This is a genomic window from Methylocaldum szegediense (assembly GCF_949769195.1).
GTDB classification, from domain to species: domain Bacteria; phylum Pseudomonadota; class Gammaproteobacteria; order Methylococcales; family Methylococcaceae; genus Methylocaldum; species Methylocaldum szegediense.
The window spans coordinates 4,478,892-4,492,751 of the sequence record NZ_OX458333.1 but is presented as its reverse complement, the minus strand read 5'-3'; the positions used below and the strand labels follow the sequence as shown (position 1 = coordinate 4,492,751).

Sequence of the window (13,860 nt, the reverse complement as noted above, 5' to 3'; positions counted from 1 at the left end):
GACTTCGACGTCCGTGTTATTACTCAAATTTGTTCAATGCCGTCGAACATTTTCCGGGCCGGAGTCTCACGTGGCGCGTGCAGGAGCGAATTTGTGCGTTCCTTGTAAGTACCGCAGGCAAATGTTTCAGCCGGTTCCCGCAAAAGAAATAGGAGAAAAGCGATGCGCATCCCATTCTCTATCGCGCTCGGGCTAACGGTGTCCAGCATGTTATTGGTTTACTATCCGGCCTGGGCGGCTCGGAGTTCCGTGACCGAGCGGACCATCGTCGCGGAAGCCGAACGTGATAAGTCCTATCCTGGCTGGGAGGGCTTTCAACCGTACCAGGGAAAGCCGAAGGAAGGCGAAGCGAAGCCGACTATAAGCCAGCCGCCCGAAGGCGAACGCCAGCCTGAGCCAGAGCCGCCGAAGACAGAGGAGCCGCAACAACCTGAGGGCGAGCAAGGGACGGGGGGAAATTCCGGCATGGAAGGCAACGAAAACCCGTAGATTTCCACCTCCGAATTTGCGGCCTTGCTCCGGCGCTGGTACGGTATCTTGCGATACGGCGGGCCTGGTCTGAGAATCGAGCATTCAGGTAACCGGGTGCGAGGCTTGAAACACGGCCGGACATGAGCGTCCGATCCGTCCGTTGGTTAGTCAGAAGGGCATTTGGGCTTGGTGACGGCTTCCCATCCGAACCAAGAGCGAAAAAATGAAGCGGCGATATTTTTTGCTGGCTCTCACGGCGCTTTTCCTGACCGGCTGCGCGGACTCTGCCAACAAAACTTCGGCGTTCGGCGCTGATGCGGACGACATCACCATCGCAAGCCGGGTCAAAGCAGCGCTCTTGCAGGACATTTACGTCGGCGGTCTCGGCATCGAGGTACAAAGCCATGGTGGGCGTGTACAGCTCGACGGTTTCGTGCCCGACAAGGATCAGCGCCGCCACGCCGAAGCGATCGCACGCGGCGTGCGTGGCGTCAAATCGGTCGAAAACAACATTCGCGTAAGGGAAAAACGCGAAGAGTTGCCGTTTTAGGGAAAGCTTTCCTTGAAAAGGATCTGATTAGGTCTTTCGACAGGACTGGCCTGAATCCTTCGACTCAGCTCAGGACAGGCCCTTCGACTTCGCTCAAGACAGGCTCGTCGAAGGGCATGAACCGAATCGGCTTGTTCAGAGCTACCTTGAAGTCCAAAACACGCCGCCGAATTCGGAAGACCCGAGAGGTTCCCTTCACCGCCACTTTCGGGAGAAATGCAGTCGAACGGGCGGCATACCGTGTCGCAAGTGGTGGCTTTCGTCACGCCCATACCAGTACGGATATGCGTTGAAACTCGAATAATCATGGAAGAAGGGACCCGTGACCGGAAAGGTCCACGCCGGAAAATAGATCGGTTGCGGGTACTGGCAGTATCGAGCGGCTTGAGCCTCCATTACCGCAGCCCGCGCCGACTGCCATGCCGCCAAGGCTTCCAGCTCGCGGACACGCACTAAGCGTTCTTCACGTGTTTCTGAGGCTTTCCGGGCGATCTCCGCAGCCCGCTGCTCCTTCCATTTCTCCAGTCGCGCGATGGCTTCGGGATTCGGTTTGCCGACCTTGAGCCGGAGCCGGCGACAACTATCAGACGTCGGCTCGTCGGTATAGACCAGCCCGGTGTCGGTTCGGCACTTGTAAACTTCTGCCGCCTGCAGCGACCCATCCCACGACACGGCAGCGCCCACAAGTAGGCAGAACAAAATACGGCCGGTCAGGCTCGACCCTTTCGCTGGGCCTACCACAACGTCCTTCCCCATCTCTTTTTTCTCCAGCCAGGCCGTTGAGCTGCCGGAAACATGTTTGGTATCCATATCGCGACTTCCATTCGATTCGGCAAAATACCCGACCTTAGACCCAAGTCGCCCCTGTTCCGTTCGATTCTTCCGCGCCCGCCCTCGACGACTCGGCACGACCGCTGTGCCCGCCCCATCCTCTCGAGGCCGGTTTGTCCCATAGCCGATGACCGACTACATTTTAGGAAGCTCGGATCAAGATCTATCTCAGTAGGCTGCTCGCCGTGAACCCTTCGACCGGCATGTCCCGAGCCTGCCGACTTGCATGAGCGAAATCAATCCACTCAGAGAGCCTCCTTTAGGGTTTCAGAACTCAATACGACTGGAAAATGAGCGCGATCGATAACGCCGACCTCGACGACTACACGGTGCTGTCCCCCCGTTTCGCCGCCGGAAAAAGTAAAAACGCACAGCGATCCGAAGCCGATTACAGATTCACCGACTATTACTCGCTGTGCGGCACAGTGGGCCAGGGCGGAGTTGGCCGGGTTCTGCTTGGCTTCGACGAACGCATCGGACGCCAAGTAGCCATCAAGGAAATGCTCACATCGGACGAAACCGCCGATCCCGAAATCCGGCGCCGGTTTCTTCGCGAGGCTCAGATCACGGGACGATTGGAGCACCCCGGCATCGTGCCGGTCTACGAAATGGGGACCACTTCACAGGGCACGCCATATTACGTCATGCGCCTAGTGCGCGGGCAGACCTTGGCCGAAGCACTCGCCGCATGCCATTCGGAACAGCCGGAGCAGGCGCTCGCCAAACGTCTGCAATTGCTCGATCGTCTCATCGACGTCTGCGAGGCCATGGCCTACGCTCATTCCAAGGGCGTGGTGCACCGAGACCTCAAGCCGAGCAATATCGTACTGGGGCAATTCGGAGAGACCATTATCCTGGACTGGGGTCTCGCCAAGATCGGCATCGAAGCCGACGTCATCCGTCGAGCCGCGCCGACCGCAACGCTGGACGCCAGTGAGGAGGAGCTCACTCAAGTGGGAGAAATTCTCGGAACACCCGCCTACATGGCGCCCGAGCAAGTGGATCATCATTTCGGCGAAGTGGATGCGCGGACTGACGTCTTTGCGCTAGGCTGCATTCTCTACCACATTTTGGTCGGAAGACCGCCGCTAAGAGGCAGCCTTTCGTCCATCGTCGAACAACTCAAATCCAAAACGCCTCTACCTTCGGCACGCAAAGGCCCCGCTTCTGCACCGCCCGAGCTCATCGCCATTTGCGACAAGGCCTTGGCGAAAGACAAGCTTCACCGATTCCGAGACGCCGCCGAACTGACCGAGGAGTTACGCGCCTTCCGCGACGGACGATTGGTCAGCGCTTACGCCTATTCGCGCCGCGAATTGCTGCGCCGTTTCATCGCCCGCAACAAGGCGGCGCTTTCCGCCGGGCTTGCCGTGATGATCGCGATCGCAGCCGGCGCGGTGCTTGCCGTCCATTTCGCGATGGATGCCAGGAAAGAACAGCAAGTGGCCGTCGCTGAGCGCCATATCGCGCTTCAAGCCCGCGAACGAGCCGAGTCGGCTCTCGCCGACGTCACCCGTATATCCAACGAAAACCTGACCGCCGCCGACCAAATCGCAGAAGACATCGTCAACGCCATAGACGCGATCAAGAATGATATGGCGGAGATCGGGAATTCCATCCGCAATCTCGGCAACGGCAAAATCGCAGCGCCAGCGTTGAGCGCGCTGCTGGCCCGCCATCCCGAGGTGGAGCTCTTTGCTTCTGTGCTTGCAGCGGGAACCATTACCGCCGTGGCTCCGGCAGAAAGCGCGGACACAGTTACCCCCGACACTTTCCGGTTCGAATCCGGCGCTCCGGCGGCAGATTCCGGAGAACCTACATTGAGCCGCGTCTACGAGACGCCCCAAGGTTTCGACGCGATCACGCTCGCTCTGCCCATGAAACGCGGCCGGCAGGTACAGGGCTTTATTTCCGCGCGCCTCAAGCCCGCCGAGTTCCTGGGACGATTATTACCCGCTGGACTCCAGACTGGGCAAAGGACCGTATGGATCATTGAAGACAGCGGTTTCATCCTATACGACACGGATACGGACGAAATCGGGGAAAACCTGTTCCGCGAGGAACGCTTCAACGAAATTCCGGAACTGCGCCAACTCCCTAGACAAATCGCCGACCAGGAGGCCGGGATTGGCTATTACCATACTCCGGCCCACGGAAACAGCCAAGCGTCCAACCGCATCGCCGCCTGGCAAACAGCGCGGCCCACCAAAAATCGCTCGTGGAAGGTCGTGGTACTGGAAAAGTGGGGATGAGACCGCCGAAAGTACTTGGGTCAGTTCATCCGGCGGAAACTCACGGCTTGACCTCGACGTAGTACGGCTGAAAGCCCCAACATCCATCCCGGCTCTTCGCTTTGACCGCAATTCGAACCCGGCCAGGCTCGGTCAGCGGCTGGGGCGGAACGACCTTGACTTGCCAGTCCCCGTTCCTTCGCCGGTCGATTACCGGCTGAACGGGCTAGCCGTTGATTTCAACCGTGAGGGTATCGCTTTCGGTGTTATCCGACGCGATGAACGCGAACTCGGCCAGCTTGGGAACGACGCCGGTCGGATTGGGCTCGAAGAACTTAGGCTCGGCGCAACCGCTGCTTCCGCCTCCCTTACCGCCGTAGGCCCATACGCTTCCGCTCGCTATAGCGAGCAAGAGTATCGCCGATCTGGCCAAACCGTGCATATCGCCTCCTTCCGGGCAAGCGGGAACGGAAATGATTGTCCGACCAACTGAAACAGATCGGTGAATGAACGTCAAGTCTCCGCTTTCGCCTGCTGGTTTCCGAACCGTTGAGCCGTTGCGGCACCGAACGCTGTACGGCGACCAGGCGCTCAGAACGGGGGCTTGTCCGGAAGGTTCATCATCATTTTATGTTCGGCCACTTGCCGCGAATGGAGGAAGTCGCGCATGGCCAGCGCCACAGTGTGGATCAATTCCTCCTTATGCGGAAAGTGATCGATCTGCTCCTGGACCCACTCGTCCAATGCGTTATCCAGTGTAGATTGCTGAAAGACCCAAACCTTGCTCATCACCTCACATCCAACTCAGGCGCGGCAACGAAGCCTTGTGGGTGTGGCGCCGAAGGCAACCTGAGATCATAATTCAAATCCACATATTTTAATCTTCGCGACAACCCGTGTTGCCCCATCGCTCCTCTGAAATCCAGGACCGGTTCCGTGGATTCCTGTTCAGATCGCTCGACGAGCTTATGGCCGAGCGGCTCGCCATGGACGCCGAAGCGGTCGTGCTGAATCTTTTCCATCGAACGGCAATCCATGTCCCGGCTTACCGGGCATTTCTCGACGCCCGTGGCATCGCGCCGGAGACGGTCGTATCGTTCGCTGATTTTCAGCGGCTTCCCCTGATCAACAAGCCGAATTACATACACGTCTACCCGCTGGCAGAGCGCTGCCGCAATGGCCGCCTGACGGAATGCGACAGGGTCGCGGTTTCCTCGGGCTCGACCGGGAGGCCCACGTTTTGGCCGCGGTCGGCGGTCGACGAACTGGAAATCGCACTTCGCTTTGAGCAGATCTTCCGCGACAGCTTCAGGGCGCATCAACGCAGCACCCTGGCGGTGATTTGCTTCGCCCTAGGCAACTGGGTGGGCGGACTCTACACCACGTCCTGCGCTTGGCATCTCGCGGCCAAAGGCTATCCGCTTATGGTGGCGACGCCGGGCAACAAGAAGGAAGAAATCTTTCGGGTCATCCAGGAACTCTCGCCGAGTTTCGAGCAAACCGTGCTCCTCGGCTATCCGCCATTCGTCAAGGATGTCGTCGATGCGGGTCTTATCGCCGGCATCGAATGGCAGCGCTATCGGGTAAATATGGTCTTTGCCGGTGAAGTGTTCAGCGAGGAATGGCGAAGCCTGCTCGGAGAACGAGTCGGCTCGAAAGCACCCTGCTACGATTCGGCCTCGCTCTACGGCACGGCGGACGCCGGGGTGCTGGGCAACGAAACGCCCCTGAGCATCGCTATCCGCCGCTTTCTGGCGGATCACCCCAAAGCGGCCAGGGAACTCTTCGGCGAATCGCGCCTTCCGACCTTGGTCCAGTACGACCCGATCAGCCGCTTTTTCGAGGTCCATGAAGAAACGCTGATCGTTTCAGGCGACAACGGAGTGCCGCTGGTCCGCTACCACATCGCCGATAAAGGCGGACTCGTCGCCTATCACGAGATGCGCGACTTCCTCCGTGATTGGGGCGTCGCATCGCTGACCGATTACGGTTTGGATGAAAGCCTGTCCTATAGGCCCTTGCCTTTCGTTTATGTGTTCGGCCGCGCGGACTTCACCGTGTCATTCTACGGCGCCAATATCTATCCCGAGAATGTGGCAGTCGGTCTGGAGCGACCGGACATCATGGCGTGGGTAACCGGCAAGTTCGTGCTGGAAACGAAAGAATCGGCAGACGGGAACAAATACCTGAGCGTGACCGTCGAGCTTCTGCCCGGTGCCACGGCCGACGATGAAAAATGCCGGATTATCGCGGAATCGGTCAAAGCGCAGTTATTGCGCCTCAATAGCGAATTCGCCAATTACACGCCGCCGGATAAACAACTCCCTCAGGTTACGCTGCGGCCGTTCGAGGATCCCGAATACTTCCCGGCAGGAGTGAAGCACCGGTATACCCGGCGGTGACGCTTCACCCAACCTTACACAGCGTAACGCGAGTCCTGTGGCACTACGTCGCCGAGTCCGGGATGCACGGCTGAAGCATGCTCCCTCCCCCGGCCAGGGTCGTGACTAATCCCAGCTCAGAACGCCCCCGGTTTGATATTCCGTTACGCGGGTTTCGAAGAAATTCTTTTCCTTCTTGAGATCCAAGATTTCGCTCATCCAAGGGAATGGATTGCTCGCACCGGGGTATTGTTCCGGCAATCCGATCTGAGCACAACGCCGGTTGGCGATGAATTCCAGATAATCCTTGAACATGCCGGCATTCAGCCCTAGCACGCCGCGCGGCATAGTGTCGTAGGCGTACTGCGTTTCTATGTCCACCGCCTCGCGAATCATGCGGATGATTTCCTCCTGGAAGTCTTTGCTCCAGAGGTGCGGGTTTTCGATCTTGATCTGGTTGATGACATCGATGCCGAAATTCATATGCATCGATTCATCGCGCAAGATGTACTGAAACTGTTCGGCGGTACCCGTCATCTTGTTGCGCCGTCCCATGGACAAGACTTGGGTAAAACCGACATAGAAGAAAATGCCCTCGAAGATCACGTAGAAAGCGATGAGATCCCGAAGCAGGCGCTGATCGCCCTCGGGCGTACCGGTCCGGAACGTCGGGTCACCCAGCGACTGGGTGAACGGCAAGGCCCATTCCGCCTTGCGCGCCACGGCCGGCACCTCCCGGTACATGTTGAACACTTCGCCTTCGTCCATGCCCAGGGACTCGACCACGTACTGATAGGCGTGCGTGTGCAGCGCTTCTTCGAAAGCTTGCCGCAGTAGATATTGGCGGCACTCCGGATTGGTGATGTGCCGATACACCGCCAGTACCAGGTTATTGGCTACTAGGGAATCGGCCGTGGAAAAGAATCCGAGGTTCCGCTTGATGATGGTGCGCTCGTCTTCGGTCAGTCCGTCGGCGCTCTTCCAGAGCGCGATATCTGCGTTCATGTTGATTTCCTGCGGCATCCAGTGATTGGCGCAGGCATCCAAATATTTCTGCCAGGCCCACCGGTACTTGAAAGGCACGAGCTGATTCAGATCGGCGCGGCAATTGATGATCTGTTTGTCATCCACTTGAATGCGGCGGGCTCCCATCTCGATGCTCTCAAGGCCGGTGGCGCCGCTCCGTACATCACCGGACGCCGTAGTCCCTTGACCCGCCTCGTATTGCTTCGCAGCAAAATCAGGCTTAAATTGAGGAACGATCTTGCCTACAGTCCGCACCGCTGCCGGCTCTCCTCCAAGCTCCGCCGACAGTGGCATCTTCGGATTCAGCTCGACTTTGACGGATTTGCCGGCAACGCCGGCAAGGGGATCGTCCCAATTCAACATACTTTTTCCTCTTTTCGGCCAGTGGGTGTTCAGGAGAAATCGCTATACGGCGCTCAATCGCCGAGCAGCCGTCAAATCAAAGTTCTATATATTGTGCACGAAAAGACTATAGACACAATATGTAGACTACAATTTCACCCTAAACTCCCTGCCTCTCGAGCCGACCTACTACCACTGAATCTTGAAGGACACAGTGTTGATGTTCTTTTTGAAGACTTCTAGGGCGAAGGGCTGAGCCAGTTTGTAGAGGTCCAGGATGGAATAGTCTAGCCCCGGACGTGCCCCGCTCTTGAACAGCGACTCTTCGATATTCTTGGCCATGATCAGCATCAAATCGTCCAGATTCTCCGGCGAAACCGGTTTGATATCGCGTAAAAGTTTTTCGGCCATAATCCGACCCCTTGGTGACAGCATCACAATTACCTGAAGTCTGCTTTCGAGTCTAAACCAACTCTCGACTCGTCTGCATTTTATTCTTAGACCTTCCGGATCGACCTGCCTTCAATCCGCCGACACGCCGATCGGATATCGCATTCACACGTCTTTCTCGTCAATATTTGGCAAATATGATGAAATTTTCACTGTTGGGGGTATTTGAAAAAAGGCTAGATACGATGAAAACGAAGACCGTTTTCCCCGGCGATCGACGGATCGCACCGCGCTCGATGTCATCGGTTCTTACCTATCTTATTCCTCCGGCCGGCAGCCCGTTACGCGGGATTACAAAAAATCTGAGCCGCTCCGGCTTTTTTCTGCAAACGCCCGTGCGCGCTGAGACGGCCGTGGGAACGTCCGCCATGGTCGTGTTTGCGGTCGTCAGGGGAAAAGTCGTGCGCTTGCTGCGTTATCCGGTGATTGTCAAACGGGAATCCCAGCAGGGATACGGCCTCGCATTCGGACGGACCTTATGGTCCACGGCAGCCTTCCGCCGACTGTAGGCTGCCCGTTCACAGTCGCTCGTTCCTGGGAAAGCCAGTCGGTGCCTGTGCTTTCCCGCCGCCACTGACACAAGCGATTCTGCTAGGGAAAGTTGATTCGACGCCTGCCCTATTGCCTGCGAGAAGGGTGTCGTATGGGCTGAAAATGTAGGCCGGCTTGAGAAAAAATTCTCGGCACTTTCAACCGGTCGCCGAAGATTTCTTCGTCATCCCGGCCTACTGTTGTTGCGACATCCTCCAAAGGCAAAGGGCAAAAGGGGCGTCAACGCAAGAGATCGGGCAACTTCTCGACCGCTTGCCGTGCCGCCTTGCGTTTCGCGCCCTTAGCAGCTGTCGTGACCGAGTCCGATGCGACTTTGACCTGACCATTAATCGCCTTGGCCTGGCCAATGCCGTTTTCTGTAGCTTTGACGCCCGATTTGGCCGCCTCAGAAGCCACCTTCTTCAATTGGCCCGCAACGATCTCGGAAGCCGGTCGTGTCGCTGTGGCGGCCGCTTCGCGGACACCTTCCTGCAAGCCGTTTCCCGCGAAGCGTCCCACGGGTTCGGCAGTCAATGCGGCTGAAGCTCTATCGATGCTTTCCCTCAGATTCTTGGCTTTTTCTACGCTCTCGGCCGCCACGTGCACCCGATCACGTGTCTCCCGCTGAATAGCCGATTTGACGCTGTCTTTCAGGAGCTGTTTGGTCGCTGCGCCTATACTTTCTTCTGTGGCGATTGTCGAGCCGCTCTCCCCAAGTAGCATGACGAGCAAACCCAGCGTTATTGTTTTCATAGGACCTCTCCTCGTGTCTGAGCACGGACGCCCAAAGTCGTCCGTTGGCTAATAGTATGCAGACCGACGGTCACTGTATAGCGTGAATCATCTCCAGTGTTCTAACTTCGTGAACTTCGTCGCATGAAACCAGACTGCCATCCCGCTTGGAAACCAGCCTTGATTCTCGGCACCGCGATGTTCGTCATTATCGGCGCGTTTCTGTTTCCTCCCATCTCGCAGGACGCGAGTTATCATGAATTCGCCGATCGCGAACGCTGGTTCGGTGTACCCAATTTCTGGAACGTCGCAACCAATCTTTTTTTCCTTCTGGTTGGTTTGGCTGGGCTCAAGGCGCTCCGCCGCGGCATGCCGGCCGGAACACTGGCGCAACTCCGGCCGAGTTATTTGGCCTTCTTTATCGGTATCGCGCTGATCGGTCCCGGGTCGGTGTATTACCATTTGACCCCCAACAATGCGACCCTGGTCTGGGACCGCCTGCCCATGACCGTTGCCTTCATGGCATTCTTCTCCATCATCGTCGGCGAATATATTTCTCATCAGGCCGGGCAAAAGCTGCTGTGGCCTTTAATTCTTCTCGGCATCGCCGCAATCGTGTATTGGCACGCGACCGAAAAAGCCGGGCACGGTGATCTGCGGCCTTACGGCCTCGTCCAGTTTTTGCCCATGCTGCTCATTCCGTTGATACTGCTTTTGTACCCGCCTTCCTTTACCGGCACGGGATACATTTGGGCGCTACTGGGTCTCTACGGCATCGCCAAGGTTGCGGAACTGTTCGACGAATCCATCTTCCAGGCACTGTATCCGCTCAGCGGGCACGCGCTCAAGCACGTTTTGGCGGCGTCAGCCGCCTATTGTTTTCTACTGGGCCTAAGAAAGAGGCGACCTATCCGCTGGAACGAGCTTTAACAAGCTCTGAAATGGAACGATCCGCCGCGATCAAAGCGCCATGACGAATTTCGCGATCAGGAAATACAAGATCAAACCGCAGGTGTCGACCAGCGTCGTCACGACCGGAGCACTCACGACCGCCGGATCAATGCCAAACCGCCGCGCCAGCAAGGGCATTCCGGAGCCTACTAGTGTTGCAAAGGCACAGACCGCAACCAGCGTCAGTGACACCGTCGCCGCGAGTCCTGCCTCGAACAGCAGCAACACCGGAACATAAGCGAGCGCAGCCACGGCCGTACCGAGCAACACTCCGACGCGTGCCTCGCGAAACACGACCTGTCCCAGCCCCACTCCGTTAAGATCACCGACGGCCATCGCCCTGACCACCGTCGTCGCCGATTGGGCTCCGCAGTTACCACCTATACCGATCAGGAGCGGTATGAATACAGAAAGACTGATCGCCCGCTCCAGCAGTGGTTCGAAAGCGCTTATGACATTCACCGTCAGGGTGCCGGCCAGCGCGAGCAGCAATAACCAGACTAAGCGCGCGCGAGCTAATCCCAAAAGAGTGATAGAAAAATAAGGGCGATCCACCGGCTCGCTTGCGCCGGCCCGGGCAAAATCCTCCTCCTGCTCCACCTGAATGACATCCATGGCGTCGTCCACCGTGATCAAGCCGAGTAAGTGTCGATTCTCGTCCACCACGGGAAGCGCCAAAAGATCAGCTTCCTGAATCAGACGAGCCACATGCTCCTGGTCGGTTTCAGGGCCCACTGCGGGTACCTGCGACAACATGATGTCCGCCACTCGCTGGTCCGGATCGGCCAGCACCAGAGCACTGAGCATCGCCAACCCCACCAGCCGCTCATCAGCATCCAGGACCGGCAGTACATTCACGGTGCCGGCATCATGCCCCTCGCGCCGAATCAAAGCCAAGGACTCCCGCACCGAAAACTCCGGCCGAAGCGGCAGATATTCCGGATGCATGATATGGCCGGCGCTTTCCGTGGGGAATGCAAGCAATTTACGGGTCAGACGCCGTTCGCGTGAGCTGAGACGAGTCAATAGCGCCTGGCCCACCGGCTCAGGCAAAGTGTCCAGCAGGCGAACCCGATCGTCCGGATCGAGATCCTCCAGCAATCGATTGACTTCATGGTCGCGCAGAAACGCCAGCACCTCTTTCTGCAACGGTGCTTCGAACTGCTCGAAAACTGCCCGAGCGACCTCGGGCGCACAGCCCGACAACGCCGCCGCCCGCTGCCGCGGTTCCATCCGCCGCAACACGTTGACCGCATCGAGCGTGTTCTCAGGAATTTCTTCGCCCAAGGCGAGCGAGCCGATCTGCTGATCCATCATTTCCGCAATTCGTTCCTGACGTTGGCATTTTCCGCGTCCCCCTGTACTAAACCCAGGGTCTTCGTGTATCTCTTTGCTTGAGCTACTCTTCGCACGTAAAGTTTGGACAACCGCCACGCCAGGTCTCGCTCAACAATCCCCGTAACACGGGATTATCTTCTCGACCTTTTGTCTAGCTTCGCTTGCGAAGAGGTATCGCCTCCGCGCGTGGCGGATCTATGGGACCACAAATCGGATCATTTTATTCGGAGTTGCTTACGTCTTTAGCCCCGTGCCGCGCCTGAGCAACACTAAGCTCCATATGATGAGAATTGAGATGGTGCCTCCGATGATGAAAAACGCCGTACGGATGTCCACGTCGGAAATTTCGACGAACCCGTAACGGAAGGCATTGATCATGTAGAGAATCGGATTTGCGAGGGAGATCTGCCGCCACAGATCGGGCAGTAGGTCGACGGAATAGAAGACGCCCCCTAAATAAACCAGGGGGGTGAGAACGAAATTCGGAACGATGGAGATATCGTCGAAGCTGTTCGCGTAGATGGCATTGATAAAGCCCGCAAGTGAAAACAGGGCCGCGGTCAAAAGGAAAACGCTCGCGACGAGGCCGGGATGCGCCGGCCGGATATCGGTGAAAAACAAGCCGACGATACCCACCACACCACCTACCGCGAATCCGCGAGCTATGCCCCCGCCGACATAGCCCGCGAGAATGATCCAATTGGGTATCGGCGAAATGAGCATTTCTTCGATGTTCCGCTGGAACTTGGTGGAATAGAAAGACGCTACAACGTTGCCGTAAGCATTGGTGATGACCGACATCAGGATTACACCCGGCACGATATAGTCCACATAGGACATTCCGGCCATGGGACCCACCCGCCCGCCGATCAAGGTGCCGAAAATCAAAAAATAGAGTGAAGTGGTGATCGCGGACGGCAGGATGGTTTGAGGCCAGATCCGGACGAAACGGTAAATCTCCTTGAAGAGAATGGTCTTGAAAGCAATCAGGTAAGGCATGCTGTTGTCGTTTTTCGGACAATGCTGTCAGGCGGTTTTCCGCGCCTGGTCGACGCGCTGGTTTTCCACCAGATCAATGAATAACTGCTCCAGCCGATTTGCAGCATTACGCAGGCTCACCACCTCGAGCCCATGCGCGGCAAGCTGATCGAGCAAGCTATGTAGCCCAAGCTCCAAGGGCACATCCACAGCCAACGTGTGGTCCTCGAGAGGCTCGAGTTGATAGCCCTCGACCGCCGGGATGAATGGCGCGGCATTTCTCAGTTCCAGAATATAGCGATTGGTGTGGAGCTTTCTCAGCAAGCTCGCCATCGCATTGTGCTCCACGATCTGTCCATGATTGATGATGGCGATGTGGCGGCACAGGTTTTCGGCTTCCTCCAGGTAATGGGTCGTCAATATGATCGTGGTGCCTTCCTGGTTGATTTTCCTCAGAAACTCCCACATTGAGCGGCGAATCTCGATATCCACGCCGGCTGTGGGCTCGTCGAGAATGAGAAGCTTCGGCGAATGAACCAAAGCCCGCGCGATCATCAGGCGCCGCTTCATACCCCCCGACAGGTGCCGCGAAACGCTGTTCCTTTTGTCCCAGAGACCCAGCTGGGTCAAGCACTCCTCAGCACGCCGCAACGCCTCTTTCCGGCGTATCCCGTAATACCCGGCCTGGTTGACGACGATATCCAGAACCTTTTCGAACTGGTTGAAATTGACCTCCTGCGGCACCAGGCCGATACAGCGCTTGGCGGCTTCCCGCTCTTTGTCGAGATCGTGGCCGAAGACTTTGACCGTGCCGCTGGTCTTTCTGACCAGAGAACTGACGATTCCGATCGTCGTCGACTTTCCGGCACCGTTCGGTCCCAAAAGCGCGAAGAAATCTCCTGCTTTCACGTCGAGATCGATGCCTTTTAGGGCCTCGAAGCCGTTGTGGTAGGTTTTCCGCAGATTGCGAATGGAGAGTGCGTTCATTTTGGGCTGTATTTGCCGGTGATATTTGTGAAAATACGGCGAAACGTGAGCCCCCGGCTTT

At 57.2% G+C, this 13,860-nt stretch carries 15 protein-coding genes; 6 read left to right on the top strand and 9 right to left on the bottom strand.

The features are described from left to right. Positions 1-162 precede the first annotated feature (162 nt). Entirely contained in the window at positions 163-489 is a 327-nt protein-coding gene (locus tag QEN43_RS19695) for a hypothetical protein (RefSeq protein WP_026609948.1), read from the top strand. 205 nt (positions 490-694) lie between these two features. Next, on the top strand, positions 695-1,021 hold the full coding sequence (locus tag QEN43_RS19690) for a BON domain-containing protein (protein WP_026609947.1): 327 nt from the start codon (positions 695-697) through the stop codon (positions 1,019-1,021). A 195-nt stretch (positions 1,022-1,216) separates the two neighbouring features. On the opposite strand, the gene QEN43_RS19685 is transcribed toward QEN43_RS19690, so the two are convergent. Next, positions 1,217-1,831 (bottom strand): DUF4124 domain-containing protein, encoded by a 615-nt coding sequence (locus QEN43_RS19685; protein WP_026609946.1) that lies wholly within the window; start codon positions 1,829-1,831, stop codon positions 1,217-1,219. A 311-nt stretch (positions 1,832-2,142) separates the two neighbouring features. Here QEN43_RS19685 and QEN43_RS19680 point away from each other — a divergent pair, with 311 nt between their 5' ends. Next, positions 2,143-4,104, top strand: a complete 1,962-nt coding sequence (locus QEN43_RS19680) for a serine/threonine protein kinase (RefSeq protein ID WP_026609945.1) — start codon at positions 2,143-2,145, stop codon at positions 4,102-4,104. Positions 4,105-4,309: 205 nt separating this feature from the next. On the opposite strand, the gene QEN43_RS19675 is transcribed toward QEN43_RS19680, so the two are convergent. Further along, positions 4,310-4,525: a hypothetical protein gene (locus QEN43_RS19675; protein ID WP_026609944.1), complete on the bottom strand. Its 216-nt coding sequence runs from the start codon at positions 4,523-4,525 to the stop codon at positions 4,310-4,312. 149 nt (positions 4,526-4,674) lie between these two features. Continuing rightward, the gene (locus tag QEN43_RS19670) at positions 4,675-4,872 is read right to left on the bottom strand and encodes a hypothetical protein (RefSeq protein WP_026609943.1); all 198 of its coding nucleotides are present in this window, start codon (positions 4,870-4,872) and stop codon (positions 4,675-4,677) included. Between the two features lie 107 nt (positions 4,873-4,979). Here QEN43_RS19670 and QEN43_RS19665 point away from each other — a divergent pair, with 107 nt between their 5' ends. Continuing rightward, positions 4,980-6,485 (top strand): phenylacetate--CoA ligase family protein, encoded by a 1,506-nt coding sequence (locus QEN43_RS19665; RefSeq protein WP_202901095.1) that lies wholly within the window; start codon positions 4,980-4,982, stop codon positions 6,483-6,485. A 105-nt stretch (positions 6,486-6,590) separates the two neighbouring features. On the opposite strand, the gene QEN43_RS19660 is transcribed toward QEN43_RS19665, so the two are convergent. Further along, the gene (locus QEN43_RS19660) at positions 6,591-7,853 is read right to left on the bottom strand and encodes a ribonucleotide-diphosphate reductase subunit beta (protein WP_026609941.1); all 1,263 of its coding nucleotides are present in this window, start codon (positions 7,851-7,853) and stop codon (positions 6,591-6,593) included. Positions 7,854-8,021: 168 nt separating this feature from the next. Next, positions 8,022-8,243 carry a hypothetical protein gene (locus QEN43_RS19655; protein ID WP_026609940.1) on the bottom strand — a complete coding sequence of 74 codons (222 nt, stop codon included), beginning with the start codon at positions 8,241-8,243 and terminating at the stop codon, positions 8,022-8,024. Positions 8,244-8,467: 224 nt separating this feature from the next. On the opposite strand from QEN43_RS19655, the gene QEN43_RS19650 reads away from it, so the two are divergent. Next, positions 8,468-8,791: a PilZ domain-containing protein gene (locus QEN43_RS19650; RefSeq protein ID WP_156912693.1), complete on the top strand. Its 324-nt coding sequence runs from the start codon at positions 8,468-8,470 to the stop codon at positions 8,789-8,791. A gap of 262 nt (positions 8,792-9,053) precedes the next feature. Here QEN43_RS19650 and QEN43_RS19645 read toward each other — a convergent pair whose 3' ends face one another. Further along, positions 9,054-9,566 (bottom strand): hypothetical protein, encoded by a 513-nt coding sequence (locus QEN43_RS19645; protein WP_026609938.1) that lies wholly within the window; start codon positions 9,564-9,566, stop codon positions 9,054-9,056. A gap of 123 nt (positions 9,567-9,689) precedes the next feature. Between QEN43_RS19645 and QEN43_RS19640 the strand changes: the two genes are divergently transcribed. Continuing rightward, positions 9,690-10,475, top strand: a complete 786-nt coding sequence (locus QEN43_RS19640) for a ceramidase domain-containing protein (protein WP_026609937.1) — start codon at positions 9,690-9,692, stop codon at positions 10,473-10,475. Between the two features lie 30 nt (positions 10,476-10,505). Here the strand turns inward: QEN43_RS19640 and mgtE are convergent, their stop codons facing one another. The 3 genes from mgtE to QEN43_RS19625 form a co-directional block, all read right to left on the bottom strand. Beyond that, positions 10,506-11,813 (bottom strand): magnesium transporter, encoded by a 1,308-nt coding sequence (mgtE, locus tag QEN43_RS19635; RefSeq protein ID WP_036268102.1) that lies wholly within the window; start codon positions 11,811-11,813, stop codon positions 10,506-10,508. A gap of 255 nt (positions 11,814-12,068) precedes the next feature. Continuing rightward, positions 12,069-12,833 (bottom strand): ABC transporter permease, encoded by a 765-nt coding sequence (locus QEN43_RS19630; RefSeq protein WP_026609935.1) that lies wholly within the window; start codon positions 12,831-12,833, stop codon positions 12,069-12,071. Positions 12,834-12,860: 27 nt separating this feature from the next. Further along, a complete protein-coding gene (locus tag QEN43_RS19625) occupies positions 12,861-13,799 on the bottom strand; it encodes an ABC transporter ATP-binding protein (protein WP_026609934.1) in 939 nt (312 codons plus the stop codon). Positions 13,800-13,860 lie beyond the last annotated feature (61 nt).

Coding starts and splice junctions, on each gene's coding strand:
- QEN43_RS19630 (WP_026609935.1), bottom strand. CDS start 12,833: ATGCCTTACCTGATTGCTTTCAAGACCATTCTCTTCAAGGAGATTTAC.
- mgtE (WP_036268102.1), bottom strand. CDS start 11,813: ATGATGGATCAGCAGATCGGCTCGCTCGCCTTGGGCGAAGAAATTCCT.
- QEN43_RS19625 (WP_026609934.1), bottom strand. CDS start 13,799: ATGAACGCACTCTCCATTCGCAATCTGCGGAAAACCTACCACAACGGC.
- QEN43_RS19640 (WP_026609937.1), top strand. CDS start 9,690: ATGAAACCAGACTGCCATCCCGCTTGGAAACCAGCCTTGATTCTCGGC.
- QEN43_RS19645 (WP_026609938.1), bottom strand. CDS start 9,566: ATGAAAACAATAACGCTGGGTTTGCTCGTCATGCTACTTGGGGAGAGC.
- QEN43_RS19690 (WP_026609947.1), top strand. CDS start 695: ATGAAGCGGCGATATTTTTTGCTGGCTCTCACGGCGCTTTTCCTGACC.
- QEN43_RS19680 (WP_026609945.1), top strand. CDS start 2,143: ATGAGCGCGATCGATAACGCCGACCTCGACGACTACACGGTGCTGTCC.
- QEN43_RS19685 (WP_026609946.1), bottom strand. CDS start 1,831: ATGGATACCAAACATGTTTCCGGCAGCTCAACGGCCTGGCTGGAGAAA.
- QEN43_RS19695 (WP_026609948.1), top strand. CDS start 163: ATGCGCATCCCATTCTCTATCGCGCTCGGGCTAACGGTGTCCAGCATG.
- QEN43_RS19670 (WP_026609943.1), bottom strand. CDS start 4,872: ATGAGCAAGGTTTGGGTCTTTCAGCAATCTACACTGGATAACGCATTG.
- QEN43_RS19655 (WP_026609940.1), bottom strand. CDS start 8,243: ATGGCCGAAAAACTTTTACGCGATATCAAACCGGTTTCGCCGGAGAAT.
- QEN43_RS19650 (WP_156912693.1), top strand. CDS start 8,468: ATGAAAACGAAGACCGTTTTCCCCGGCGATCGACGGATCGCACCGCGC.
- QEN43_RS19675 (WP_026609944.1), bottom strand. CDS start 4,525: ATGCACGGTTTGGCCAGATCGGCGATACTCTTGCTCGCTATAGCGAGC.
- QEN43_RS19660 (WP_026609941.1), bottom strand. CDS start 7,853: ATGTTGAATTGGGACGATCCCCTTGCCGGCGTTGCCGGCAAATCCGTC.